Annotated in this window: 26 protein-coding genes and 2 pseudogenes; 5 read left to right on the top strand and 23 right to left on the bottom strand. The window is 60.3% G+C overall.

Annotation, left to right across the window (positions count from 1 at the left end; translation table 11 throughout):
• Nucleotides 1-168: 168 nt before the first annotated feature.
• The 5 genes from Q7V03_RS00805 to Q7V03_RS00785 all read right to left on the bottom strand — a co-directional run bounded on the left by Q7V03_RS00805 (nt 169) and on the right by Q7V03_RS00785 (nt 5,824).
• Nucleotides 169-720, bottom strand: coding sequence for a sarcosine oxidase subunit gamma (locus tag Q7V03_RS00805; protein WP_304923713.1), 552 nt, complete (start codon nt 718-720; stop codon nt 169-171).
• Nucleotides 713-3,721 (bottom strand): sarcosine oxidase subunit alpha family protein, encoded by a 3,009-nt coding sequence (locus Q7V03_RS00800; RefSeq protein ID WP_304923712.1) that lies wholly within the window; start codon nt 3,719-3,721, stop codon nt 713-715. Before Q7V03_RS00800 ends, Q7V03_RS00805 begins: the two co-directional genes overlap by 8 nt.
• The gene (locus Q7V03_RS00795) at nt 3,718-4,041 is read right to left on the bottom strand and encodes a sarcosine oxidase subunit delta (protein ID WP_304923711.1); all 324 of its coding nucleotides are present in this window, start codon (nt 4,039-4,041) and stop codon (nt 3,718-3,720) included. Before Q7V03_RS00795 ends, Q7V03_RS00800 begins: the two co-directional genes overlap by 4 nt.
• A gap of 126 nt (nt 4,042-4,167) precedes the next feature.
• A complete protein-coding gene (locus tag Q7V03_RS00790) occupies nt 4,168-4,494 on the bottom strand; it encodes a hypothetical protein (RefSeq protein ID WP_304923710.1) in 327 nt (108 codons plus the stop codon).
• A gap of 82 nt (nt 4,495-4,576) precedes the next feature.
• Complete coding sequence (locus tag Q7V03_RS00785) at nt 4,577-5,824, bottom strand: sarcosine oxidase subunit beta family protein (RefSeq protein WP_304923709.1); 1,248 nt, start codon at nt 5,822-5,824, stop codon at nt 4,577-4,579.
• Nucleotides 5,825-6,014: 190 nt separating this feature from the next.
• Between Q7V03_RS00785 and ccmI the strand changes: the two genes are divergently transcribed.
• Genes ccmI through Q7V03_RS00770 form a run of 3 tightly spaced genes read left to right on the top strand, consistent with a single transcriptional unit; the run spans nt 6,015 to nt 7,954 of the window.
• Nucleotides 6,015-7,223: a c-type cytochrome biogenesis protein CcmI gene (gene ccmI, locus Q7V03_RS00780; RefSeq protein ID WP_304923708.1), complete on the top strand. Its 1,209-nt coding sequence runs from the start codon at nt 6,015-6,017 to the stop codon at nt 7,221-7,223.
• Entirely contained in the window at nt 7,220-7,720 is a 501-nt protein-coding gene (gene ruvX, locus Q7V03_RS00775; protein ID WP_304923707.1) for a Holliday junction resolvase RuvX, read from the top strand. Before ccmI ends, ruvX begins: the two co-directional genes overlap by 4 nt.
• Nucleotides 7,721-7,954 carry a DUF1289 domain-containing protein gene (locus tag Q7V03_RS00770; protein ID WP_304923706.1) on the top strand — a complete coding sequence of 78 codons (234 nt, stop codon included), beginning with the start codon at nt 7,721-7,723 and terminating at the stop codon, nt 7,952-7,954.
• A gap of 269 nt (nt 7,955-8,223) precedes the next feature.
• On the opposite strand, the gene Q7V03_RS00765 is transcribed toward Q7V03_RS00770, so the two are convergent.
• Together Q7V03_RS00765 and Q7V03_RS00760 are read right to left on the bottom strand one after the other, a co-directional pair.
• The gene (locus Q7V03_RS00765; protein ID WP_304923705.1) at nt 8,224-10,542 is read right to left on the bottom strand and encodes a cellulase family glycosylhydrolase; all 2,319 of its coding nucleotides are present in this window, start codon (nt 10,540-10,542) and stop codon (nt 8,224-8,226) included.
• A gap of 294 nt (nt 10,543-10,836) precedes the next feature.
• Nucleotides 10,837-11,655: a sulfite exporter TauE/SafE family protein gene (locus Q7V03_RS00760; protein ID WP_304923704.1), complete on the bottom strand. Its 819-nt coding sequence runs from the start codon at nt 11,653-11,655 to the stop codon at nt 10,837-10,839.
• A 135-nt stretch (nt 11,656-11,790) separates the two neighbouring features.
• On the opposite strand from Q7V03_RS00760, the gene Q7V03_RS00755 reads away from it, so the two are divergent.
• Nucleotides 11,791-12,990 carry a multidrug effflux MFS transporter gene (locus Q7V03_RS00755; RefSeq protein WP_304923703.1) on the top strand — a complete coding sequence of 400 codons (1,200 nt, stop codon included), beginning with the start codon at nt 11,791-11,793 and terminating at the stop codon, nt 12,988-12,990.
• On the opposite strand, the gene dusA is transcribed toward Q7V03_RS00755, so the two are convergent.
• The 3 genes from dusA to Q7V03_RS00740 all read right to left on the bottom strand — a co-directional run bounded on the left by dusA (nt 12,966) and on the right by Q7V03_RS00740 (nt 15,387).
• Nucleotides 12,966-13,967, bottom strand: coding sequence for a tRNA dihydrouridine(20/20a) synthase DusA (gene dusA, locus Q7V03_RS00750; protein WP_304923702.1), 1,002 nt, complete (start codon nt 13,965-13,967; stop codon nt 12,966-12,968). The genes Q7V03_RS00755 and dusA overlap by 25 nt on opposite strands.
• Before the next feature lie 114 nt (nt 13,968-14,081).
• Complete coding sequence (locus tag Q7V03_RS00745; protein WP_304923701.1) at nt 14,082-14,303, bottom strand: hypothetical protein; 222 nt, start codon at nt 14,301-14,303, stop codon at nt 14,082-14,084.
• 163 nt (nt 14,304-14,466) lie between these two features.
• Complete coding sequence (locus Q7V03_RS00740) at nt 14,467-15,387, bottom strand: NAD(P)-dependent oxidoreductase (RefSeq protein WP_304923700.1); 921 nt, start codon at nt 15,385-15,387, stop codon at nt 14,467-14,469.
• Nucleotides 15,388-15,485: 98 nt separating this feature from the next.
• Here Q7V03_RS00740 and Q7V03_RS00735 point away from each other — a divergent pair, with 98 nt between their 5' ends.
• Entirely contained in the window at nt 15,486-16,328 is an 843-nt protein-coding gene (locus Q7V03_RS00735) for a LysR family transcriptional regulator (RefSeq protein ID WP_304923699.1), read from the top strand.
• A 613-nt stretch (nt 16,329-16,941) separates the two neighbouring features.
• Here the strand turns inward: Q7V03_RS00735 and Q7V03_RS00730 are convergent.
• From Q7V03_RS00730 to Q7V03_RS00670, 13 genes and pseudogenes are all read right to left on the bottom strand, one after another.
• Nucleotides 16,942-17,477: pseudogene (locus Q7V03_RS00730) on the bottom strand (3-methyl-2-oxobutanoate hydroxymethyltransferase).
• Nucleotides 17,478-17,730: 253 nt separating this feature from the next.
• Entirely contained in the window at nt 17,731-18,042 is a 312-nt protein-coding gene (locus Q7V03_RS00725; protein WP_304923698.1) for a MocE family 2Fe-2S type ferredoxin, read from the bottom strand.
• Nucleotides 18,043-18,137: 95 nt separating this feature from the next.
• Nucleotides 18,138-18,332 (bottom strand): hypothetical protein, encoded by a 195-nt coding sequence (locus Q7V03_RS00720; RefSeq protein WP_304923697.1) that lies wholly within the window; start codon nt 18,330-18,332, stop codon nt 18,138-18,140.
• A gap of 24 nt (nt 18,333-18,356) precedes the next feature.
• Nucleotides 18,357-19,508: pseudogene (locus Q7V03_RS00715) on the bottom strand (aldose 1-epimerase family protein).
• Between the two features lie 426 nt (nt 19,509-19,934).
• A complete protein-coding gene (locus Q7V03_RS00710) occupies nt 19,935-20,240 on the bottom strand; it encodes a sugar phosphate isomerase/epimerase (RefSeq protein WP_304923696.1) in 306 nt (101 codons plus the stop codon).
• The gene (locus tag Q7V03_RS00705) at nt 20,215-20,397 is read right to left on the bottom strand and encodes a hypothetical protein (protein WP_304923695.1); all 183 of its coding nucleotides are present in this window, start codon (nt 20,395-20,397) and stop codon (nt 20,215-20,217) included. The genes Q7V03_RS00710 and Q7V03_RS00705 overlap by 26 nt, the downstream gene beginning before the upstream one ends.
• A gap of 18 nt (nt 20,398-20,415) precedes the next feature.
• Nucleotides 20,416-20,772 carry a hypothetical protein gene (locus tag Q7V03_RS00700; RefSeq protein WP_304923694.1) on the bottom strand — a complete coding sequence of 119 codons (357 nt, stop codon included), beginning with the start codon at nt 20,770-20,772 and terminating at the stop codon, nt 20,416-20,418.
• Nucleotides 20,773-20,885: 113 nt separating this feature from the next.
• Nucleotides 20,886-21,182 (bottom strand): Gfo/Idh/MocA family protein, encoded by a 297-nt coding sequence (locus Q7V03_RS00695; protein WP_304923693.1) that lies wholly within the window; start codon nt 21,180-21,182, stop codon nt 20,886-20,888.
• Nucleotides 21,158-21,442, bottom strand: a complete 285-nt coding sequence (locus Q7V03_RS00690) for a hypothetical protein (protein WP_304923692.1) — start codon at nt 21,440-21,442, stop codon at nt 21,158-21,160. The genes Q7V03_RS00695 and Q7V03_RS00690 overlap by 25 nt, the downstream gene beginning before the upstream one ends.
• On the bottom strand, nt 21,393-21,920 hold the full coding sequence (locus Q7V03_RS00685; protein WP_304923691.1) for a TOBE domain-containing protein: 528 nt from the start codon (nt 21,918-21,920) through the stop codon (nt 21,393-21,395). The genes Q7V03_RS00690 and Q7V03_RS00685 overlap by 50 nt, the downstream gene beginning before the upstream one ends.
• Nucleotides 21,862-22,530 (bottom strand): ABC transporter ATP-binding protein, encoded by a 669-nt coding sequence (locus Q7V03_RS00680; protein WP_304923690.1) that lies wholly within the window; start codon nt 22,528-22,530, stop codon nt 21,862-21,864. Before Q7V03_RS00680 ends, Q7V03_RS00685 begins: the two co-directional genes overlap by 59 nt.
• Nucleotides 22,531-22,697: 167 nt before the next feature.
• A complete protein-coding gene (locus Q7V03_RS00675) occupies nt 22,698-23,081 on the bottom strand; it encodes a hypothetical protein (RefSeq protein ID WP_304923689.1) in 384 nt (127 codons plus the stop codon).
• Complete coding sequence (locus tag Q7V03_RS00670; protein ID WP_304923688.1) at nt 23,081-23,317, bottom strand: ATP-binding cassette domain-containing protein; 237 nt, start codon at nt 23,315-23,317, stop codon at nt 23,081-23,083. The genes Q7V03_RS00675 and Q7V03_RS00670 overlap by 1 nt, the downstream gene beginning before the upstream one ends.
• Between the last annotated feature and the right edge of the window lie 13 nt (nt 23,318-23,330).

Genomic DNA, 23,330 nt, shown 5'->3' with positions numbered 1-23,330 from the left:
TTCCGGCGCGATACCTTGCCAGCCGCCACGCGCGGCCGCTTACGGCTTCACGGTGCAACCGCCTCGCCAGAGAATTCGGTGCACAACCAACCGTCGTCGCTGTCAGCGACCATCGACCATCCGCCTTGAACGCCCGCGCGCGACACTGCCGTGAAGCAGTGCAAACGTTTAGGACGTTTCGCTGCCTTTGGTTGCGGAATGGCTCAGCAACCCCATCACATATCCGGCCACCGAGCGGAAACAAACCACGGTAAAGCCGTCGCCATCCTTCCAGAACGCCGCCGCCACCTGCGCCGCCCGGGTCCGGCGCAATTCCTTCGGCCCCAAGGTTGCAAAATCCACCGGAGACAGCTTCGCCAACACCTGATCGGCTTTGGCCCCCTCCACCCGGAACACCGCGCGGGCATCCGACAAGGTCACCGCCAGATGATGCTGGCCGCGCAAAGCCTCGGCAATCGCCGCCAGCGCCGCATCGGTCTCGCCGTAAGGCAGCAGCAGCAGATATTCGTCCGGGCTCATCCAGCCCGCCGCTTTATCGCCCGCAATCTCAATCTGACGCTGTGCGGGCACAGCCGTGCCAACAACCGCTAGAATTGCCGCCGCCAGTCCCGGCAAATCGGCCTTGGCGCGCAGCGAGATCATCCCAATCGGGCCAATCTCGCGCACCTTGGCGAATCCATCAAACGAGGCATGTCCCAGCGCGCTGACCACATCAGACATTATTTTTCTCCCCGTCTTTGTCATAGAACACTGGATCAACCACCTTGGCCTTCACCACCCCGCCGGTGATCGTGGTAAACTCTACCACATCGCCCAGACGATCCATGCCGCCCTTGATCAACCCCATCGCGATGCCCTTTTTCAAGGTCGGCGAGAAGTAGGTCGACGTCACCCGGCCTTGGGTATTGCCCTGCCCATTGGCGTTCTTGCCCGCCGAGGGAATATAAGCACCGTCCTGAATAACCGAGCCGTCCAAAGTCTCAAACCCCGCCAGCTTCCAACGATCCGGGCTTGCCAGATAAGTGCGTTCTTGCCCGCGCTTGCCCAAGAAATCTGCCTTCTTCTTCGAGATCGCCCAGCCAAGGTTCAAATCCTGCGGAATGATGGTGCCGTCCGTCTCATCGCCGATCATGATAAAGCCCTTTTCGGCCCGCATGATGTGCAATGCTTCGGTGCCATAGACCATCGCACCAAACTCGGCACCTGCGGCGTGCAGCGCCTCCCAGAACGCCGGCCCCATGCTCGCCGGAACCGCAACTTCATAGGACAACTCGCCGGAAAAGCTGATCCGGTAAATACGCGCCGGAAAGCCGCCCAAGGTGCCATCAGCCCATTGCATGAACGGCAATGTTGCCTTGGAAACATCCATCCCGCCAAGTTTCTCCAGCACTTTGCGCGCGTTAGGTCCAACCACCGCCACCTGCGCCAGTTGCTCGGTCACATTGGCGGTGTAAACCTGCCAATCCCACCATTCGCACTGCAGCCAATCTTCCATCCAAGCATGGATGCGATCCGCGCCGCCCGAGGTGGTATGGCAAAGCCAGGTATCCTCATCAATCCGCGCCACCACGCCGTCGTCCGACAGAAAGCCCTGCTCGGAACACATCAGGCCATAACGGCATTTGCCAACCGGCAAGGTGCTCATCACGCCGGTGTAGAGCATATCAAGGAACTTGCCCGCATCCGGGCCTTTGACGATGATCTTGCCAAGCGTCGAGGCATCCAGCAGCCCCAGATTGGTCCGGGTGTTGATCACCTCACGATGTACCGCCTGCTCGTGGTTCTCGCCCGCACGCGGGAAGGTGTAGGGGCGGCGCCACAGACCGACAGGCTCGAAATACGCATGGTTCTTCTCATGCCACGCGTGCATCGGCGTCTTGCGCAGCGGCTGGAAGATATCGCCGCGCGACTCGCCTGCCAAAGCGCCCAAAGTTACAGGCGCATAGGGTGGGCGGAAGGTGGTGGTGCCGACCTGTGGAATCTCTTCATGTAACGCATCAGCAAGTACGGCCAGACCGTTGATATTGCTTAACTTACCCTGATCCGTCGCCATGCCCAAAGTGGTGTAGCGCTTGGTATGCTCGACCGAAGTGTAGCCCTCGCGTGCCGCAAGTTGCACGTCGGACACTTTCACATCGTTCTGATAATCCAGCCACATCTTGGCCTTCAGCGCTGGTCCCGCGCCCTGCGGCATGATCCAGACCGCTTCCATATCCGCCTCGGGTGCAGCCTCGGCCACAGCCGCCACCGCCTCGGCCTTAAAGCCCGCAGCGATCGCCGCCGCAGCCCCACCGTTCGCGGCGCAAACCAAAGCCTCTGCCGCCGTCATCGCGCCGTTGGCATTCCCCACCACAACCACCATCGCCAAACCATCTGCGCCAGTCGGCGGACGGCTTGCATCAGGGCGGAAATGCGCATGGGTCTTGTCCCAGATCAGCTTGCCACCGCAATGGCTCCACAGATGCACGACCGGAGACCAGCCGCCCGACATCGCCACCGCGTCACAGGAAATCTCTTCCAGAACAGCGCCTTCGCCCGCTTGCACGCAAAGCGAAACCCCGGTGACCCGCTTGCCGCCCTTGACCTTGGCAATCGCCTTGCCCGCCTCAACCCGGATCCCCATCGCCCGCGCTTTTGCAGGCAGATCACCCGTCACCGAAGCCCGCGCGTCAATGATGCAAGGCACCGACAGCCCCGCCTGCACCAGCGCAATCGCGGTGCGGTAGGCGTCGTCATTGTTGGTGACAACCACGGTGCGATCCCCCGGAGACACCGCATAATTCACCACATAATCGCGCACCGAGCCCGCCAGCATCACGCCGGGAATATCGTTGCCTGCAAACGACAAAGGCCGCTCAATCGCCCCGGTTGCCGTGACAATCTGCGCCGCCCGAATGCGCCACAAGCGGTGCTTTGGCCGGCCATCGCCCGGCGTGGTATCGGCGATCTTCTCTTCCGCCAGCACATAGCCGTGGTCGTACACCCCGGCACCCATGGTGCGCAGACGCATCGTCACATTCTTAAGTGCTGCAAGGCTTTGTACGGCCGCGTTAATCCAAACCTCAGCCGGTTTGCCCTCTATCACATCGCCATCGACAGGCGCACGCCCGCCCCAATGCGCCGCTTGCTCCAGCAGCATCACGCGCGCACCCGAAGCGCCCGCGACCAAGGCCGCCTGCAAGCCCGCAATGCCGCCGCCCAAAATCAGCACGTCACAGAAGCTGTAGGTATATTCATAGCGATCCGCATCGCGCATGGTCGGCGCTTTGCCCAAACCCGCCGAGCGGCGAATGATCGGCTCGAACACATGCTTCCAAGCCGCGCGCGGCCACATGAAGGTTTTGTAGTAAAACCCACCCGGCAAAAACCGTGCAAGCGTGTTGTTGATCACGCCAACGTCAAATTCCAACGAAGGCCAGTGGTTCTGGCTCGCCGCTTCCAGCCCATCAAACAACTCGGTTGTGGTCACGCGCTGGTTCGGCTCAAACCGTCCGTCACGACCAAGCCCGACAATCGCATTGGGTTCTTCCGGCCCCGCCGCCACCAACCCACGCGGGCGGTGATATTTGAAACTGCGGCCCAGCAGCATCTGGTCATTGGCGAGCAGCGCGGCGGCCAGAGTATCGCCTGCAAGTCCGCGCATGGTCTTGCCGTTGAACGAAAATTCCTGCGGTGCGGCGCGGTCGATCAACCGGCCACCTTTTGAGAGACGGGTGCTCATTTGTAACCCTTCCAGTCCGGCCGCTTGGCCTTAATCTTGTCTTGCAGATCAGCAGGTGGTGCCGAAGACTGCGCCGGATAGGTGCCGAACACTTCCAAAGTGTTGGTATCGCGCGCCGCCAAAAACCACTTGCCGCAGCCATAGACATGCCGCCAGCGCTCAAAATGCACCCCTTTGGGGTTCTTGCGCGCGAACATGTAATCTTCAAACTCGGTTTCCGAAGATCCCGGCCCAAAGCGCTTGAGATGCGCCTCATACCCCGGTGTCAGTTCGGTTTCTTCGGCTTTGATGCCGCAATACGGACATTCCAGAATCAGCATAGCGTCATCCCTGTTGGCAATTTGGGCGCGGCGGCGTAGCCAGCCTGCGCAAACGAGAAAAGGGCGGGCACCCTACGGTGTCCGCCCAAAGTCGATAGATCAGTGTAAGCCCGCAGGCCCGCAGTGTTACGGGTTGGCAGGGGCTGCCGGAGGTGTGGCAGGTGCCGGGTCAGCGGGCGCAGGTGAGACCGGATCGGCAGGTGCCGGGGTGACGGGATCAGCCGGGGCTGGTGCGACGGGGTCAGCAGGCGCAGGCGTGACAGGCGTTTCAATCGTGACGTTGTTGGTGTCACCGGTGTTTTTCGCGCCCATATTGCTGTCGCCAAACACGAACCACAACAGCAAAGCCACTGCGACAACCAGACCGCCGACGATGAAGCCAAGATTGCTGGCCGGTTTAGGCGCGGTGATGCGGATGTCTCGCTCGGGCGGTGTGCGATAGTCTTCAGCCATGATGACGTCTCCTTGCAGAATGTATCTGACAAAGGAACGCCGCTCGGTGCGTTTTGGTTCCACAGGGGGGCGAAACCCAGCATCAATGCGCCACCCCAGCCGCGACGCTTTCGTCAATGAACTGGCCTTCCTTGAAACGCCACATGTTGAACGCCTCAGCCAAAGCCCCCGGCTCGCCCTTGGCCATCAACTCGGCCATCGCCCAGCCCGAGCCCGGAATGGCCTTGAAGCCGCCGGTGCCCCAACCGCAGTTGATGAAACAATTTCCCAACGGCGTTTTCGAGATGATCGGCGAGCGGTCGCCAGTCATATCGACAATCCCGCCCCATTGCCGCAGCATTTTCAGGCGGCTGATCATCGGGAAGGTCTCAATCAGCGCCCGCAGTGTCTCTTCGATATGGTGGAACGAGCCGCGCTGGGTGAAGTTGTTGAACCCGTCGGTGCCGCCGCCGATCACCATTTCACCCTTGTCGGATTGCGACATATAGCCGTGCACGGTGTTGGCCATCACCACCACATCCATGCAGGGCTTGATCGGCTCTGACACCATGGCTTGCAGGGCCACAGCCTCAATCGGCAGCCGGAACCCCGCCATTTCAGCGACTTGGCCGGAATGACCCGCAACCACCACGCCCAGTTTCTTACAACCGATGAAGCCCTTCGACGTCTCTACCCCGGTCACAACCCCGGCCTCAGAGGTCACGCCCTTCACCTCGCATTGCTGGATGATGTCCATGCCCATGTCCGAGCAGGCCCGCGCATAGCCCCAAGCCACCGCATCATGCCGCGCCGTGCCGCCACGCGCCTGATAGAGCGCGCCCAAAATCGGATAACGCGGCCCGTCAATATTGATAATCGGCACCAGTTCTTTCACCCGCTGCGGCGAAATCCACTCGGTCGACACACCCTGCATGTTGTTGGCATGCACCGTGCGCAGATAGCCGCGCACCTCGTGATGGGTCTGGCCCAGCATCAGCAGGCCACGCGGCGAGAACATCACGTTATAGTTCAGATCCTGCGACATCGTCTCATACAGGCTGCGCGCCTTTTCATAGATCGCAGCCGAGGGGTCTTGCAGGTAGTTCGAGCGGATGATCGTGGTATTGCGCCCGGTGTTGCCACCGCCCAGCCAACCCTTTTCGATGATCGCCACATTGGTGATGCCGAAATTTTTGCCAAGGTAGTAGGCGGTCGCCAGACCATGCCCACCTGCCCCCACGATGATCACATCGTAGTGCTTTTTCGGCGCAGGGGCTGCCCACGCGCGCTCCCAGCCCAAGTGATTGTTCAGCGCCTGTTTGGCGATGGCGAAAACCGAATAGCGTTTCATGGGCTGGCCCTCATATCTTCCGCCGCTTATCGCGTGATCCCTGCTTTTATCCCGCAACAGCAGCGGCACAATCGGGAAAATTGCGACATGGACGGCGGTTTTGAACCCATCCGCCGGACTGCGGCAGAATCCCCCCTTTTGCGGGGCCGCCAAACCGCCTACATCGGGGCCAGTGAGCAAGGGGCGGATGATGCAGGATTGGTTTTTCTGGGCAGCGGTGATGGCCCTCTCGGTCGGCGTCGTGGCGATCCTGTTGCAAGCCTACCGCCGGGGCGATGCCAGCAGCGATAATGACGCCGCCCTGAAAGTCTATCGTGACCAGTTGGCGGAAGTCGACCGCGACCTTGCCCGCGCAGTGATCTCGGCCCCAGAGGCCGAGAGGGTGAAAACCGAAGTTTCGCGCCGCCTGCTCGATGCCGACCGCGCGCGACAAACCCCCGCCGCCAACAGCCAGGGCAAGCTGTGGCCCACCGCCCTTGCCCTGATCCTTGCCACTGTGGCAGCGCTTTACACCTATGACCGCATCGGCGCGCCCGGTTATGGCGATCTGCCGCTGGCCGATCGCCTTGCTCTGGCCGATCAAGCCTATCGCGACCGGCCAAGCCAGACCGCAGCCGAGGCCGCAGCCCCTGCCCCCGCAGCCACGCCAAAACCCGATCCCGAGTTCGTAGCCCTGATGGAAAAACTTCGCGCCGCCGTGATTGCCCGCCCGGATGACCAACAAGGCCTTGCGCTGCTTGCGAAAAACGAAGCCCAACTTGGCAATTACAGCGCCGCCCGCAAGGCGCAGGAACATCTGCTGACCCTGATCGGCGATAAAGCCACTGCCAACGACCACGCAGGCCTTGCGCAAACCATGATCTTCGCCGCAGGCGGCGTTGTGACGCCAGAGGCCGAAAAGCATCTGGTCCGCGCGCTGGAGCTTGATCCTGTCAACCCGCTCGCCCGCTACTTCTCGGGCCTGATGTTCGCCGAAATCGGCCGCCCTGACCGCGCTTTTGCGCTGTGGGAACCCTTGCTGCGCGAAGGCCCCGCGACAGCACCTTGGATCGCGCCCATTCGCGGCATGTTGCAAGCCACCGCCGATGCCGCTGGCATCAAGTACCAACTTCCCGCCGCCAAAGGCCCCACAGCAGAAGATGTCGCCAATGCAGGCGAACTTTCCGCCGCAGATCGGCAAGACATGATCAAAGGCATGGTCGGCCAATTGGAAACCCGCCTCAGCACCGAAGGCGGCCCGGTCGAGGACTGGGCCAAGCTGATCACCTCACTGGGTTTGATCGGCGAGAAAACCCGCGCCAAAACCGCCTATGACAAGGCGCTAAGCGTGTTCCAAGCCGACGATGCCGCCTTGGGTCAAATTGAGTCCGCAGCCTCGACTGCCGGAGTAACCCCATGATCCTGAACGACATCACCGACTTCGCAGCATCCCTGCCACAGGGTCGCGCCATCTGCGGCCTTGATTTGGGTGACAAAACCATCGGCATCGCTGTCTCCGACCTGCGCCGCTCTGTCGCAACCCCGATCCACACCGTGCGGCGCACCAAATTCACCGCCGACGCCGCCGAACTGCTGGCCGTGCTGACCGAGCGCAACATTGCAGGCATCATCCTTGGCCTGCCCCTGAACATGGACGGCTCGGAAGGCCCCCGCGTGCAATCCACCCGCGCCTTTGCCCGCAACCTGATCAAATTGAGCGCGCTGCCGATCACCTTCTGGGATGAACGCCTGTCCACCGTCGCCGCCGAACGCGCGCTGATCGAAGGCGACGCCTCACGCAAACGCCGCCGCGAAGTGATTGACCAAGTGGCTGCGGGCTATATCTTGCAAGGTGCGCTGGATCGTTTGTCCTATATGGGCAGAACTCCGCCAACATCTGAACGAGACGAGGACTGAATGGACGAAGTTTGGAAGCGCGAAGAAGTCGAAAGCCCTTGCGTCAAGCTCTGCATCGTCCACCCCGAGGCGCGCATCTGCATCGGCTGTTTCCGCAGCATTGATGAGATCGCAAGCTGGGGCCGCCTGACCGCAGCTGACCGCACTGCGATCATGGCCGACCTGCCCAACCGCGCCGCAACCCTCACCAAACGCCGGGGGGGCCGCATGGCCCGCCTTGGCGGCAAAGATTGACACGACTAGGCGCATAGCCCAGCCTTGCCTTATATTTCCAAGCCGTTTTTTGCGATATGAGGGTACCATACCAATTCCAACCCTTGGGCAAATTCCGCTGGATTTTGCCACCCGGCGCGCGGGCTATCCCACCTACAACTGGCTGCCAAAACTCATCGGCGACGATATGGATGCGCTGAATGTCGGCAACACCGGGCCGCGATTGCCACCAAATGACCCTCGCCATGCCATCTCCGGCGCCAAGACGCAGGCGCTGGCTAAACAGGCGGCTAAATGATCAGCAGATCATCCGTCAGCGCCGCCTTGGTGGTGTTCAGCACGGTCAAAACATCGCCCTCACCAAAGGTGAACACCACATTCGCGCCATTTTGCACGGCATGGATGAAGGCTTGCGCAACCGTGCTAACCCCTGCAAAGCCGCGCAGCAGCACCACATCGACATTATCCTCGAAATCCATCACCCGATCCGCGCCCGAGTGTCTTTCAAACAAGAACTGATCCGCGCCCAAGCCTCCATTCAGAAAGTCGGCGCCTGTGCCACTAAAGAAGCGATCATCGCCCGCACCGCCGAACAGGCTGTCCTGCCCGGCCAGCCCGAACAATTGGTCATTGCCACCCCCCCCTACCAGTTGGTTGCCCAAAGCATTGCCGGTTCCGATGAACTTGCCGGCCCCGATAAAGCTTAGATTCTCCACCTGTGTCTGCGCCTCAAGGCCTGGACGGTTCAAAGAATACACCCCCGCCAAGCTTAGCACCGTGTCTGCACCTTCGCCGACCAGTTCGCGCACACAGTCCGCTGTCTGATCGACGATATAGGTGTCATTGCCCATGCCACCAACAAGCTGATCGCTCCCCGCGCCACCATCCAGAGTGTCATCGCCCGCACCCGTGAACAGGCTGTCCTGCCCGGCCAGCCCGAACAACCGGTCAATTCCCGTCCCACCGATCAGCCGATTGGCCAAAGCATTGCCTGTCCCGATAAAATCACCCGTGCCGATAAAGCTTAGATTCTCCACCTGTGTCTGCGCCTCAAGGCCCGGACGGTTCAAAGAATACACCCCCGCCAGGCTCAGCACCGTGTCGACACCTTCGCCAACCAGTTCGCGCACCGAATCCGCTGCCTGATCGACGATGTAAGTGTCATTGCCGACACCGCCATAAAGCTGATCACGCCCCGTGCCGCCATCCAACCAGTCATTGCCGCGGCCGCCAAACAGCGCATCAATCCCCGCGCCACCGCTCAATATATCTGCATCATCTTGTCCGAACAGAAAATCATCGCCGTCCAGCCCGGACAACAGATCATTGCCGGTGCCGCCATAAAGGAAATCATTCGAGATCGCGTGACCGTTGATCGTATCATTGCCGCTATAGCCAAAGCCGAAGCCTGCATATTGCACCGTATCAAAGCGCGCCTCGCCAGCGGCAACCTCATAGGCCTCATTGCGCAGGGTCATCTTGGTCAAGCTGACCGCCACCATCTGCCCCGCCGCCAGCGCCGCAGTGCCATGCTGCGCCAGCGAATAGACATTCATCGCATGGGCCAAGGAATGTTGATGCCGCGCCTCCAATGACCCGTCGGCATTGATCACCATCAGGCTGGATGAACCGGTTTGCAGCCCCGGAAACCAACCCACCCCGATGCCATGCGACAAGAACCATTCATAACTGGCGGTGGCCAGATCGTTTTCATCCAGCACGACATTCGGATCATCGGCCTTGCCATTGGCATTGGTCTCGGTGATCAGCACCGCATCCCCCACCACTGAGGCAAACAGTGTATCCAACCGGCTTGAAAGCTCGGCTGTTGTGGTCTGCTGCTGCGTGCCCATCCAGCCCGGATAGAGATGCGACGACCAGACCAGATTGTCGCCCACCGCAGCGCGCAAATAGTCCAGCGCCGAAACACCGCCAATCTTGGTGTCTGCCAAGGTCAGAAAATCTCCGTTATAGCCCCAACCGCCGACCAATATCTTGCCCGCCGCCCGCGCCTCGATCAACTCTGTCAGCGCAATCGCATGATCGGCATACAACTTGACGAAATCGGCCTTATCAAGATCGCCCTGCGTTCCATTGGCGCTTACCGAATGTTTGTAGCCCGCAGCCTCGTTCATCAGCTCCCAGCCATAAACCGAACCCTCGACCGTTTTATGCTGATCCATCCAGTCGAGCATTTTGCTCCACGCCCCGGACACATCGCTGTAATTGGCTTGCAGCGCCGCATAGGCCGCAGCATTGCTCAAGGCAGGCCAGCCCTCGGTATTGCTCCCGATATTTTGCGCATCGCCGCCCGCGTAAACCATGGTCAGCTGATAGCCCGCCGCCGTGGCCGCTGCCAGAAACCGCTCCATCTGCGGGTGCAGCGACCCATCGGCGTTGAAGGAATATTCGTTGAACTGCACCCGCAGATTGTTCACCAGCGGCAGCGCGATCTTGATACTGGCCACGAACTGTTCGGGGTTACCTTGCATGCCTTGCGGGATCAATTGCACCGGAGTTTGCCACGCCCCACCCGAGCCATCAGCCGCCTTCATCACGATGTTGATCATCGCAATGCCGCTTGTTGTCGTTGCAGCTGTCGTTCCCATGTCAAGCAACCTTCTGAACACATCCGCCCAAACGCTTGGCACAAGGCACCCCAGCCCATGTCAGCGCAGGCTGACCAAAGCTGTGTGCTTGGATCAACCTGACGATGATACGGCCGAATTTCGTGGTCAAACTTGGGCAATTTCGCGCGCAGGCCATGGCCTTTTGGCGCGATTGTATTCATCATAACATAACAACCTATGGTTGTATACATTAATAGTCCGTTACGCGAACCCTGCAAGTCCTTGATTCATAACGGCTGCAAAACCGTCTACGCGGGGACAACCTGTCCCTAACTACCAGCCCACAACCTTGCGCAGCATATTCAGCGCGACCAAAGTGATGAACACCGCAAACACCCGTTTCAATGGCTTGGGGTCCATCGCATGCGCCAGCTTAACCCCCCAAGGTGTGGTCAGCATGGTCGAGCCGATCACCACCAAAAACGCAGGCAGATTGACCGCCCCCACCGTGTAAGGCGGCGCATGTTCAATCGGCACGAACAAAAATCCCAGCACCGAAGGCGCCGCGATCAACACCCCAAACCCCGCAGCGGTGGCGACCGCCCGGTGGATCGGCACGCCATAAAGGCTCATCAACGGCACCCCAAACGTGCCTCCCCCAATCCCCATCATCGCCGAACAAAACGCCAGCACCGAAGCCATGATCCCGCGCACCGGCTGCCCCGGAAGCTGCGTGCCCAACCGCCACCCCGGCTTGCCAAACGCCATGTAAAGCCCCGCCAACCCGGCCAGCACCCCAAACACCACCTGCAACACCACCGACTTGACCAGTGCCGCCACCAACGTCCCCGCCAAAGCGCCGACAACGATAAACGGTGCCCAATCGCGCAGCATCTGCCAATCCACAGCCCCCTTCTTGTGATGCGACGCGACCGAGCGCGGCGAAGTCACCACAATCGTCGCAAGCGAGGTCGCGACACAAATCTGCATCAGTTGCGGCCCGTCATAGCCCAGATGGGTGAAGGTATAGAAAAACGCCGGCACCAGCACGATGCCACCACCCACCCCCAGCAATCCCGCCACCACCCCGGCCACCCCACCGATCACAAACAACAACACCAACATTGGCAAAAGCTCGGACATATCAGGCATGGTGGTTCCTCTTTCAGATGCGAAACATAGCCCAAGGCTTAGCCCGACTTGTCGGCGCAGACCAGCCGTTCAGACCTTTCCCCTCCCTGCGATCCAAGCTAAGGCTCACCCCTTGTCCGACATTTGAGGTCACCCATGCCGAAATCCGTATCGCTGACGCGCTACTCGCTGATCCTTGGCCTTGTCGCCGCCGTCGGCCCGTTCGCGATTGACATGTACCTGCCCGCGATGCCGAAGATCCAAAGCGATTTGACCACCACAATGCAAGCGGTGCAGTGGACGATTGTGACGTACTTTCTGGCCTTTGGCGTGGCGCAGATGGTCTATGGCCCTTGGGCAGACCAAGCCGGCCGCAAGCCGCCGATGTATGCCGGGCTTGCCCTGTTCATGATCGGCACGGTGATCTGTGCAGTGGCCCCAACGGTTGAAATTCTGATCTTTGGCCGCTTCATCCAAGGCATTGGCGGCGCGGCCAACATGGTCGTGCTGCGCGCGATGATCCGCGATCTGGCGACCGGAGCCGATGCCACCCGCATGATGTCCACCATCATGATCGTCATCGCAATCTCGCCGCTGTTGGCCCCACTGTCCGGCTCGGCGCTGCTGGCGTTCGGCTCGTGGCGGTTGGTGTTCTGGGCCCTGCTGCTGGCGGCAAGCCTCAGCTTCTTCCTGATCTATTTCATGGTGGATGAAACCCTGCCCGCCGAAAAACGCCAACGCTTTGATCTGATCACCATGCGCAAAGGTCTGGGCGTGTTGTTCACCGACCGTGGTTTTCTGGCGATGACTTTCCTTGCGGGCTTTGCTTTCGCCAGCTTCTTCGTCTTTATCGCCTCGGCCTCGTTCGTCTACACCGGGCAATTCGGCCTCAGCCCGACGCAGTTCTCGCTGGCCTTCGCGATCAATGCCTTCGGCTTTTTCGCAGCCTCGCAGTTTGCCGCCAGCATCAGCCGCCGGGTTGGCGCGAAGAAGATGATCGTGCGCGCGACCACGGGCTTTGCCTTTGCCACCTTTGGCCTGTTCGCACTGGCCTTGCTTGGCTTTGCCAATCTTTACGTCACCATCGCCGGGTTGTTTTTGGCGAATATGTTCCTCGGCGTTGTGCTGCCCACAGCACAAGTGCTGGCGCTAGAGGAACAGGGCGAACATGCAGGACTTGCGGCGTCTTTGGGCGGCACCATGCAGATGGTAGCGGCAGGTGTTCTGGTGGCGGCAACCGGGCCATTGATGGATGGCACTGTGGTGCCAATGCTGGGCGCGATTGCGTTGTGCGGGGTGATTTCACTGGTGTTGTCGCGGCTGATCCCGCGTCACGCGGCGGTGGCTGCGGCCTGAAGTTCGCCCAAAGCCGCGTCTAAAACATCCAAGCCTGCGCCGGGTTTGTTGGCGCGTTCCGACAACACCCGGCGCCAGCCGCGCGCGCCGGGCCGCCCGGTGAACAACCCCAGCATATGCCGGGTGATCTGGTGCAACCGCCCGCCTTGCGCGATGTGATCAAGCATATAGGGCCGCATCGCCTCAACCGCGCCAAAGGCATCCAAGCCCGAAGCCTCACCCCACAAAGCATCGGCCCCCACCAAAACCGAAGCCGGATCGTGATAGGCCGCACGGCCCAGCATCACGCCATCAAGCCCCTGATCCAGCAACGATTGCGCTTGATCCAGGGAGGTAATGCCGCCGTTGATACAGATCGTCAGCTGCGGAAACGCCGCTTTCATCCGCAGCACGAGGTCATAATTCAGCGGCGGAATCTCGCGGTTTTCCTTGGGGGAAAGACCCTTCAGCCAAGCCTTGCGCGCATGGATGATGAAATGCGTCACCCCCGCCGCCGAGACCTTTTCCAGAAAATCCGGCAGCACGATTTCTGGGTCTTGGTCATCCACCCCAATCCGGCATTTCACCGTCACCGGCACGTTCGACTCTGCGATCATCGCGGCGACACAATCGGCGACCAGCGCAGGACGCTCCATCAACACCGCGCCAAAGCAGCCCGACTGCACCCGGTCTGAAGGGCAACCAACATTCAAGTTGATCTCATCATAGCCCCAAGCCGCCGCGATCCGGGTGGCCTCTGCCAATTCCCGCGGGTCAGAGCCGCCGATTTGCAACGCAATCGGATGTTCTGCAGTGCTGTAATCCAGCAAGCGATCTTTCGGCCCATGCAGAATGGCGGCGGCAGTGACCATCTCGGTATAAAGCATGGCATGGCGGGTCATCTGGCGGTGAAAGAACCGGCAATGACGGTCAGACCAATCCATCATTGGCGCCACGCTCAGGCGGTGGGCCGTGGAAACATTGGTAGTTTGCGCCATATCTTGCAAAGTTTAACCCGTTCTTAGCCGACAATGCGGCACCGCAGCGGGCAAAATAGCGCCGTGGGGTCAGAAAGCCAAGTCGATTTGACGCATAGCTGTTGTGCCCCGCGTTCAGCGCAGTCTTGTGCCTGCGTCCGTGAACAGCCGGGCGCGGATCGGATCGAAATGCAGATCAAGCATCGCGCCGGGGCAGGCCGTGGTTTCGCGCTGCTCGGCCACAATAGCCGCACCGCTGGCAAGACGGGCGTTGACATGGAAGGTCGCACCCAGCTTTTCGCGCCAGCGACCGTGACTGGCATACGGAAGCCTTCGGCCGCATCCTGATGCTCGCACACGAGAGCACGTTGTACGGACGTGCCATGCACGGGCGGTGTTTGCAGCGCTGGCAGCGCAAAGAAAAAATTGCACGATCAAAATCCGGGATCAGACAACCTGGGAAGTACGCCACGCAGCAGCGCTTCCGAACCCTTCGGTTCAAGAGGGTTCACAAGGCCCGTCAGGCGTGCGTGACTTCCCAAGGCTTGACCCAATCCCCCACGACGCGAAGATCGATGCCGGCATCGTCTTCGATGACCTTGCAGACGGTCATTTCCCCGGCTTGAGCGCCGTAGCGACGCTCTGCCTCGCGAAAACGCTCATGCGTCGCAGCGGTAAGGGTGTTTGTGGTGCCGGTGTTGTCCATCAATTCCTTGATAAGGCCAAGGTCCTTCAAGCAGAGCGCAATGGGAAACGACGGATCGTAATGGCCCGCAAAGATCGATGGCACGTCGTGTGACAACACAAAGCTGTCAGCAGCGCCGCCCTTCATGACTTCCCACCAGGTCAAGGGATCAAGGCCAGCCAATTTTGCCGTCACCATTGCCTCACCAATGGCGGCGGCATGGATTTTCCAAAGCTGGTTATTTACCAGCTTGGCAACATAACCGTTGCCATAGGCTCCAACTTTGCGCAACTCGCCCATGGCTTCAATCACGGGCCGCACACGCTCGATCACCGCATCGTCGCCACCCACAAACATGGGCATGTCTCCGCGGATCGCGGCATCGACGGACCCTGTGACCGGCGCGTCAACAGCATGCCCCCCCGCCGCCTCGAATTCCACCGCAAGCTTTCGCATGGTAAAAGGCGACGAGGTCGTCATGTCGATCCAGACCTTGCCAGTGCAATTGCCATGGATCAGCCCGTTTGCGCCTGTAAGCACTGCCTCGCAATGTGCGGGTCCAAAGACCATAGAGACGACAACATCTACCGAGTCGATCATCGCGCGTGGCGACGCGCTCCAAGTGGCGCCCATTGCAATAAGGTCGCTTGCCGCTTCGGGTCGCAAGTCGTGAACGGCCAGATCAAACCCCGCCCGTTTCAGGTTCTTGGCGGCATTCCCGCCCATGGTGCCCAACCCGATGAAACCAATTTTCATGATTAATCCTCTCTCGTTGTTAAAGGATGTAGCAAAAAGTCATTCGATTGGTAAAACGACATTTACCTATCCTTGGTATTTGAATATCCAATAGTGTGATGACCGATATCGATACAAAACTTCTGCGATCATTCCTGACCGTGGCTGCCGAACGCAGCTTTTCTCGGGCGGCGGCACGTTTGGGCTGCGCGCAGGCGACCATGTCGCAGCGCATTGGCCAGCTTGAGGGGCTGATCGGGCTGCCGCTCTTTCAGCGCAACTATCACGATGTTTTACTCACGCCATCCGGCAAAGACCTTGTGCCCCAAGCCCAGCAGGTCGTCGATGCCCATGACGGGTTTGTAGGTTTTGCGCGGCGAGGACAGGTGGAAGGCAGCGTTCGGCTGGGCATTGCCGAGGACTATGTGCTGCCGATGTTACCGCAGTTGTTGCGTGTTTTGCAGCACAGGCTGCCGTCGGTTGAGCTTTCCGTTGTCACCGGGTTAAGCCGCCAGCTGTGCCAACAAGTCGATGCTCGGTCGCTGGATATGGCGGTGGTGACTTTGATGACCCCGATTCCGACAGCAAGAAAGTTGGCAGAACCATCCCTGCACTGGGTGGCTGCTCCGCATTTTTTGCTACCTTTCGATAGCCCTTGGCCTGTCGCATTCTTCCCAGAGGGATGCGCCTTTCGGAGCGCGGCCGAGCGACAGTTGAACATAAAAGGCGCGCCGCACCGCCTAGCCCTGATCAGCGCCAGCGGTCAGGTCATCCATGCAGCCGTAGCGGCCGGCCTTGCGATGACCGTCATGGCTGCCGGAACGGTGCCGTCGGACCTTAGAGTCTTGCAGCATCCAAACCTTCCAGAATTACCCAGCACCTGCATTCAGGTCGTCACCCGCGCGCACGGCATGTCAGCTGCGATGCGCGCGCTAGGGGATGTCGTGGCCGAGCTTTGGTGATTTTTAGGGCAGCTAAACCTCGATCTCTACACCTAAAACGTAGACTGCGCTCCGGATCGTCTATTCTGCAAAGGATGGTTAAATGACGACTTTCCGCCCCTTTGCGCCGACCTTACCGGTGATGATTGTGCCCGGGCCTTATCGGCAATGCAACGGGCAGTGCGCCGCCGCAGTGGTGCCGCCTCACTGAAGCAGTCGTTCGTTGCAAGGCGCAGCATCTTCGTGGGTAAGGCGATGGCCTTCCTGAACCTGAAGAAAACTGTCGGCCCGAAGCCCGCGATTGAGATACCCGTTGTGACTGGCCAATCCCCCTCGCCGCCGGGATTTTCGGCTGCTGGCAACAGGAGGTCGCCAGCGGATCGCCGGATTTCCAGTCCCACACCGTCAATTCAGTGGCGAAAGCAGGCTGCGCCGTGGCGGCCACTGGCAAAGCGCAGGCCATATGCACGCCGACCGGCACAGAACTATTGCCCAGCGAAATCGGCACGCCCCATTCCGCCGCCAACCAGCCGATCCGCATTACGTCGGACGCCCGCCGCGACGCAGGTGCCGCCGAAGTGGCAGGTCAGGCGCATCTACACGCGGCGATCCAGCGCGCTATCGGGATATGTGATCAGGCGATCTTGCGCAGGAATGCCGCCATCTCATCGGGTTTCATCGCCACCACATGCTGCGGCTCGGAGTAGGTGCCCGAGACCACATCGGCGATGAACTCGCGGTAGGCCGCGATCCGCTCTTGTTGCAGGCGGTCAAATTCAGCCGCAAAGTTGCGATACACCTTGGCATGACGCGGCAGATGGCCCCGGTTTTCGCCAAGGATATCCTTGGAAAACAGATATTGCACGTCGCAGCCCGCCCCCATTGACCACAGCAGGATATCTACGCGACGGCTGACCTCGGTGGCGACCTCAACCGGCACCACCTCAATCTCCACCGCGAAAGCGCCTGCCGCCTCATAGGCCTGCACTGCGGCCAGCAACGCCACAGCCGCATCCGCCGTCTTGCCAACCGCTTTAAACCCCCGGTCCACGTGTTGCGCGACGGCACAAGGCCGACATGCCCCACCACCGGAATATGCTCATCCGCCAGAAACCTCACCGTCGCCAGACTACCCGAGCAATAAATCGCATCCGCACCGCCATTCAACATCTGCCCTGAAAACCGCAGATAACCCTCGCGCGTGCCCGCCAAGCGGTGATCCACCCCGGTCATCGAAAACAGGCTGGGCGCAACGCGGCGATAATCCGGGTGCGTCATCAGTTCCGACGGCACCGACACCACATCAATCCCCGCCTGCTCTGCCGCAGCCGCCTCCTCCAGCGTGAACAGCCGCAGCATGGTCAGCCGCCCCTTGCCCTTTTTCGCCCGCAGATCGGCAACCGTTGGCTTCTTGCGCATGGTTCTATCCCAATTCAATTTCTACACGGTCGCCCACCACCCGCACCGGATACCGCTTCAGATCGACACAAACCGGAGCCCGCAAAGCTGCCCCCGTGCGATAACTGAAGCGCCCGTTGTGCTTTGGACATTCAATCGTGTCACCATCGACCAAGCCATTGCAAAGATGCACATCTTCATGCGTGCAAAGCCCATCTGTCGCGTGAAACGTGCCATCCGGCGCGTGATAGATCGCATAGGTTCCGCCACCGTGATCAAACCGGATCCAGTCTTCTGCGTCGATGTCATCCACACCGCAGGCATCAATCCAGGCCATGTCAGACCCCTTCTCTGGCAACTTCAATGTCGTGGAACTCGTCGCGGTAAGGCCGCGCCCTGGCTGGCAGCGCCTTGCGGTGATAATGCGTCGGATCACTTCGCTGCCGCAGCAATGCCCGAGTCATCTCGACATAGGCGGCGGCGTTGCATCAACGCCTTCAGCTCTTTGCGCGGCACGTCCGAGTGATACCATTCCGCCGAGGCCAGTCCGACAGCCTCGGCATGTGCACGGCTTTCCCCGGTCAAGCTATAGTCGCGCGGGGCGTAAATGCGGGTGAAAACACTCATGACATGGTCCTTCGTCTTTAGCCCTCAGCGACCGCTTAAGCGCGGAAACTGGCCAGAGGGCGTGGGAAAATCACCGTCAGGTTGCGCCGCATTTGCGCGAATGGCGGTCTCGCATTTGGCAATCTGCGCCGCACCATCCAGCACCGTGAACCGGGTCTGATACTGGCGGGCCTCCTGCGGCCCCAGCCAGATCATCTCGCCCCGATCGCGCGCGGCTTGGTTGCCCAACACATGATGCGTCGAGGGCTCTATCCCCATCACATAAGCGCCGGACTGATAGTATTGCCACTGATAGGCACAGGGAAATTGCTCTTTCTGCGTGGTAACTTCAATGCCTAAGCCGATGCGATCATTGACCAAAGCGACAGGCACCTCTCCTGCCGCATTGGCCGCCATCTCATGCTGCCAAACCTGCTCGGCAAAGCCATCGCTCGGGGCTGGTGCGCTTTTATACCCCACGCCCTGCGCCTGATACCGCGCTTCATGCGCCGCCCAAATCACATCACGAATGGGTGCCAGATACCGCGCACCCTGCTCCAACACCGGATGACCGACGTTGATATGGTGGAACATCATATGCGGCATTTTGAGGAACCCCTCATTCACCACACGGTCCGAGAGCCGGATTTCATCGCCGCCGACATCGGCCCCAATCCGGCGATAGAGCACCAGATTTTCACCAAACACCGTGGCCTGAGACACCACCCCCTCGGCCCACAGCACGCAAGCGTCGCCCTCCCACCGTTCGCCATACCCCGTCAGCCGCGCGGGCATCGCAGACACTCGCCCGTGCAGCCCGTGGCTGGCCGTCTTGCGCCCCGGATAGTTGTAGCTTTCGGTCGAAACCACCTCTGGCCCCAAAATATGATCCAACCCTCAGGTCACCAGAAACCCCGAGAAACTGCGCGCCCAGCCAAAACCGCCCTCGCCTTCCGCATCATGCAGCCCCGGATGCCGAAACCCCGCCGCCGCATGCCAGCCAATCGCCCGGCCCTGATGTTCAACCTCGGCCAAATCCATCGCCCGATCCACCAGCACCGAGAAACGCAAGCCTGATCCGGTGCGAAACTCCAGCATCTGCAACCCACGCTCCACGCCGTCGCGCGGCGTCACCAGCCTCACACCTGCAAATTGCGACAAAGCGCCTGCCCGCGCGGCAATATCCTGCCGCGTCATTGATGTCCCGAAAAGCTGCGGCACGGTCCCGGCCTCCTGCAAATTCGGGCGGCGCGCCACAGCGCGGCACATCGGCTTCATCCAAATGCTCGACAATGATCGGAATGTTCGGATGCTTTTTCGCCAAAAGTTGCAGGTAAGATTGTGGTTCAAAGACCCCGTCCCCGCCGCGTTCAGCACGATTTCCCCAACTCCCCGGAACGTATGCGAAGCCAAAGCATCATCATCACCAATATCCGCGTGCTTCTCGGACTTATCATCCCCCGCCCGCGCCACATCCTTGGCGTGCGCAATCTTGATCTTGTCCGATAAGGTGTCGAACACCTGATGCAAAATCCCGTCCATGGGATCAATGTTGTTCGATTCGAAGTAGTTGGACGGGTCCATCAGCAGCCCCAGCCCCGGATGATCGACCTGCGCGAACATCTACACGGTTTCCTCAACCGAGCCGACGTTGTTCACATAGGTTTCCAGCAGGACCATCGCGCCGTGGTCATAGGCTTCCTGCGCCAGTTCCGCGATGATCTTGCGGCAAGCCTCAAAGCCTTCCTCGGTGTTATACGTCCCGGTTTCCGAGATCACATAAGGCGTCCCCAAGGCCCGCGCGTTGCGGATGCTGTCTTTCAGACGGTCCACATTCGCCTTGCGGTGCGCCATATCGGGGTGAATGATGTTGGTATAGCCCAAGATACAACTGATCGGCAGATCATGCGCGCGAAACGTATCGCGCACTTTTTTTGCAGTTCGCCGCCGTCAGATTGCCGTGGCTCAGATCAATGTCCTTGAAATGCGGGTCCAACTGCACGGTGTTAAAGCCGTGGCTGCGGATTTTCTTAGCCGACTCTTCCAAGCCATACGGGAAATATCCCGAAAAAATACTCAGTTGCATCGTGGTGAAGTTCCTCCCTCATCTCGTTGAAATTTCAGACAATTTGACGGTGCGCGCTTCGGCGATGGAGCGGTAGCCCGCTTCAATCAACGCAACCGTCTTGACGTTATCGGCCACCGACAAGGCCGGGGGCGTGCCGGTTTTCACCGCATGCTGCAGCTGCTCCATCACGCCGATGAAAGCCTGCGGGAACCACATGGTATCCCAAGTCGGGCTGACCCATTTGCCGCCCGTTGCGGTTTGCGAGGCATAGGTCAGCGTCGAAGCCGCCCCCGTCGGCCAGCCAATCGAGCCCTTGGCGACCCCTGCGGTGCCCTCCACCCGAAAGGTGATGCTCTGGTCATTCTCATAACCCTCGGCGCGCGGCCTGACCACACATCCTCTAGGCTCACCGCCAGCACGCCGGACTCAAACCGCAAGGTCGAAACCGTGATCCCGTCCGAATGTTCAAACGTCGTGCGTGGGTCGCGCCGAGTTTGGGTAGTGATTTACACAGGCTCGCCAAACAGAAAGCGCAAAACATCCAAGTGATGCACCGACATATTCGCCAGCGTCAGGCGGTCATAATCGGCCAAAAACCCCTGCCAATGCGGGATCGCGAGCATGTCGATCTGCGCAAACACGATCTCGCCCAGATCGCCGCGATCAATAATCTGTTTCAGCACCCGCATCGACTGGTCGTAGCGCATGTTCTGATTGACACAGAGCACCTTGCCTGGTTGCGCCGCCGCATCGCGCAAGGCAATCGCATCGGCCAGAGTCAGCGCCAGCGGCTTTTGCGCCAAATCGCCTTGATATGCGGCTGCTTCAGCGCGGCATAAATCAGCGCCTCAGGCGTCGCATGAACCTTGGCAATGCCCCAGCGCTCTGCCACCGCAGCGGCCTTGCTTCCGGTCCGGCTGGCAATCGCCCCCACCTTGAACCCCGCGTCATGGTAAGCCGCCAAATGGCACTCCGCCATGATCATGCCAGCGCCTATGCAGCCGATCACCAGATCATTGGTTCGCACCACCGGATCGGGCTGAAACCCCAACACGTCGCTCATATCCTGCCCCCTCCCAAGGATGGGGCTGCGCGGATTTAGGCAACGCCTCACCACCAGCCCCGAAATACATCACCCGCTCTGGATCACAGCCCAGACCCACCAGCGCCCCCACCCGAATATCCGTCTGCCCGCTCAGCATTGCCCGTAACGGCTGCGTGCCAGCGGTCAAAGTCACCACGGTATAGCCACCGAGCGGCTCCACCTCGGACACCGGCGCAGGCACGTCCGCGCCACCTTCCCAAGCCGATACCCGCAAATCCTCGGGCCGCAGCCCCATATCGACCACGCCCGCCTGAGCCCCAACGACCACCTGCAAAGCCCCCGCCGCCGTCTCAAACCCCGCGTTCGTCGCCTGCACCGGCAAGATATTCATGATCGGGTTGTCCAGAAACCGCGCCATATAGGTCGTCGCCGGATGGTCATAAATTTCCACCGGGCGGCCAATCTGCCGGATCGCGCCATCTTCCGAAATGGCCATCCGGTCCGCCACTGACATGGGCTTTCTCCTGATCATGCGTCACATAGATCAGCATCCGCCCTGCCTCGCGCTGGATGCGCTTCAGCGCCACCCGGGCTTCCTCGCGTAACCGCGCGTCCAAAGCCGAGATCGGATCATCCATCAGATAGGCTGCAGGATCGCGCACCAAAGCCCGCGCAATCGCCACCCGCTGCCGCTCGCCGCCTGAAAGCTGCCCCAGCATCTTGTGCAGGATATGGCCGATATGCAGCTTCTCCGCCACATCCCTTAACCGCGCCTCAATCTTCGCCGGAGCCTCCCGCCGTTCCACCAACGGAAACCGCACAGTATCCGCCGCCGTCATATGCGGGAACAGGGCCAAATTCTGAAACACCATCGCGATATTGCGCGCGGCGGCAGACACCTCGTTGACCGCGCGGTCGTCAATCAAAATCTCACCGCTGTCGGGCTTCTCCAATCCCAAAATCAGCCGCAAAATCGTGCTTTTCCCCGACAAAGGCGGCCCGAAAAAGCAGAAGAATTCATTGTCCGCCACGGTGACACTGGCATCATCCACCGCCAAAGTGGCCCCATAGCGCTTGGTCACATTGCGAAAGGCAACCTCGGCCATGTTATTGCCCCCTCAAAGCAGCGCCCGAAGCGGCATCAAACAACCGCACCGCAGTCGGATGCGGCGCGAAGTGCAACGCCCGCTCCATCTCAAACCCGGCGTCATTTTCAAACACCGTCTTGGCGCTCGCCGCGCCCCGATGCGCTCCACAAAGCTGATCGGCATGGTCATGCCCTGCCCCTCACCAACCCGAGCCGCCTGCTCTGGCCGAAACCCAAATACCACATCGCCCTTAGTCCTACGCGCCGCCGCCACCTGCTCCGGTGCCAAAGGCAGCGAATGCCGCAAAGCCCCCGGATCAATCGCCATCTCGCCGCCACCTCTGTCGGACGCCCGTGCAACAAGTTCATCCCCGGTGAACCAATAAACCGCGCCACAAACAAATTCGCCGGATCGTTATAAATCTGCAGCGGAGTCCCCACCTGCTGCAACACGCCATGGTCCATCACCGCAATCCGATCGGCCATCGCCATCGCTTCCAACTGATCGTGCGTCACATAAACCACGGTCTGCTTGAAACTGCGTTGCAGCCCTTTCAACTCGGTCCGCATCACCCCACGCCGCGCCGCCCCATCGGCACCCCCGCCATATCGCGGTTCCCAAACAGAATGCGCCCCTCGGATGGCACCTCCACCCCGGCGATCATGTTCATCGTGGTGGATTTCCCGCAGCCCGAAGGCCCCAGCAGCGCCACGAATTCCCCATCCGCAATCGTCAGATCCATCGTCTTCAGCGCGGTAAAGGTGCCAAAGCGTTTCACCAGATGTTCCAGCCGGATCATGCTCATGCCCGCACCCGCG

Origin of the sequence: Cypionkella sp., from assembly GCF_030652235.1 — a bacterium.
Taxonomy (GTDB): domain Bacteria; phylum Pseudomonadota; class Alphaproteobacteria; order Rhodobacterales; family Rhodobacteraceae; genus Cypionkella.
Note: the sequence above shows the minus strand (reverse complement) of the source record. Positions and strands in the feature narration are given on the sequence as shown.

Excerpts from the sequence above, each read along its gene's own strand:
- Q7V03_RS00770 (WP_304923706.1), top strand. The coding sequence starts at position 7,721 with ATGGACGAAGTTTGGAAGCGCGAAGAAGTCGAAAGCCCTTGCGTCAAG.
- Q7V03_RS00795 (WP_304923711.1), bottom strand. The coding sequence starts at position 4,041 with ATGCTGATTCTGGAATGTCCGTATTGCGGCATCAAAGCCGAAGAAACC.
- Q7V03_RS00685 (WP_304923691.1), bottom strand. The coding sequence starts at position 21,920 with ATGGCCATTTCGGAAGATGGCGCGATCCGGCAGATTGGCCGCCCGGTG.
- Q7V03_RS00705 (WP_304923695.1), bottom strand. The coding sequence starts at position 20,397 with ATGCAACTGAGTATTTTTTCGGGATATTTCCCGTATGGCTTGGAAGAG.
- Q7V03_RS00760 (WP_304923704.1), bottom strand. The coding sequence starts at position 11,655 with ATGCCTGATATGTCCGAGCTTTTGCCAATGTTGGTGTTGTTGTTTGTG.
- Q7V03_RS00740 (WP_304923700.1), bottom strand. The coding sequence starts at position 15,387 with ATGAAAATTGGTTTCATCGGGTTGGGCACCATGGGCGGGAATGCCGCC.
- dusA (WP_304923702.1), bottom strand. The coding sequence starts at position 13,967 with ATGGCGCAAACTACCAATGTTTCCACGGCCCACCGCCTGAGCGTGGCG.
- Q7V03_RS00765 (WP_304923705.1), bottom strand. The coding sequence starts at position 10,542 with ATGGGAACGACAGCTGCAACGACAACAAGCGGCATTGCGATGATCAAC.
- Q7V03_RS00755 (WP_304923703.1), top strand. The coding sequence starts at position 11,791 with ATGCCGAAATCCGTATCGCTGACGCGCTACTCGCTGATCCTTGGCCTT.
- Q7V03_RS00675 (WP_304923689.1), bottom strand. The coding sequence starts at position 23,081 with ATGCGGACCGAGTTGAAAGGGCTGCAACGCAGTTTCAAGCAGACCGTG.
- Q7V03_RS00670 (WP_304923688.1), bottom strand. The coding sequence starts at position 23,317 with ATGAGCATGATCCGGCTGGAACATCTGGTGAAACGCTTTGGCACCTTT.
- Q7V03_RS00800 (WP_304923712.1), bottom strand. The coding sequence starts at position 3,721 with ATGAGCACCCGTCTCTCAAAAGGTGGCCGGTTGATCGACCGCGCCGCA.
- Q7V03_RS00785 (WP_304923709.1), bottom strand. The coding sequence starts at position 5,824 with ATGAAACGCTATTCGGTTTTCGCCATCGCCAAACAGGCGCTGAACAAT.
- Q7V03_RS00720 (WP_304923697.1), bottom strand. The coding sequence starts at position 18,332 with ATGAGTGTTTTCACCCGCATTTACGCCCCGCGCGACTATAGCTTGACC.
- Q7V03_RS00680 (WP_304923690.1), bottom strand. The coding sequence starts at position 22,530 with ATGGCCGAGGTTGCCTTTCGCAATGTGACCAAGCGCTATGGGGCCACT.
- ccmI (WP_304923708.1), top strand. The coding sequence starts at position 6,015 with ATGCAGGATTGGTTTTTCTGGGCAGCGGTGATGGCCCTCTCGGTCGGC.
- Q7V03_RS00790 (WP_304923710.1), bottom strand. The coding sequence starts at position 4,494 with ATGGCTGAAGACTATCGCACACCGCCCGAGCGAGACATCCGCATCACC.
- Q7V03_RS00735 (WP_304923699.1), top strand. The coding sequence starts at position 15,486 with ATGACCGATATCGATACAAAACTTCTGCGATCATTCCTGACCGTGGCT.
- ruvX (WP_304923707.1), top strand. The coding sequence starts at position 7,220 with ATGATCCTGAACGACATCACCGACTTCGCAGCATCCCTGCCACAGGGT.
- Q7V03_RS00805 (WP_304923713.1), bottom strand. The coding sequence starts at position 720 with ATGTCTGATGTGGTCAGCGCGCTGGGACATGCCTCGTTTGATGGATTC.
- Q7V03_RS00690 (WP_304923692.1), bottom strand. The coding sequence starts at position 21,442 with ATGAGCGACGTGTTGGGGTTTCAGCCCGATCCGGTGGTGCGAACCAAT.
- Q7V03_RS00725 (WP_304923698.1), bottom strand. The coding sequence starts at position 18,042 with ATGGCCTGGATTGATGCCTGCGGTGTGGATGACATCGACGCAGAAGAC.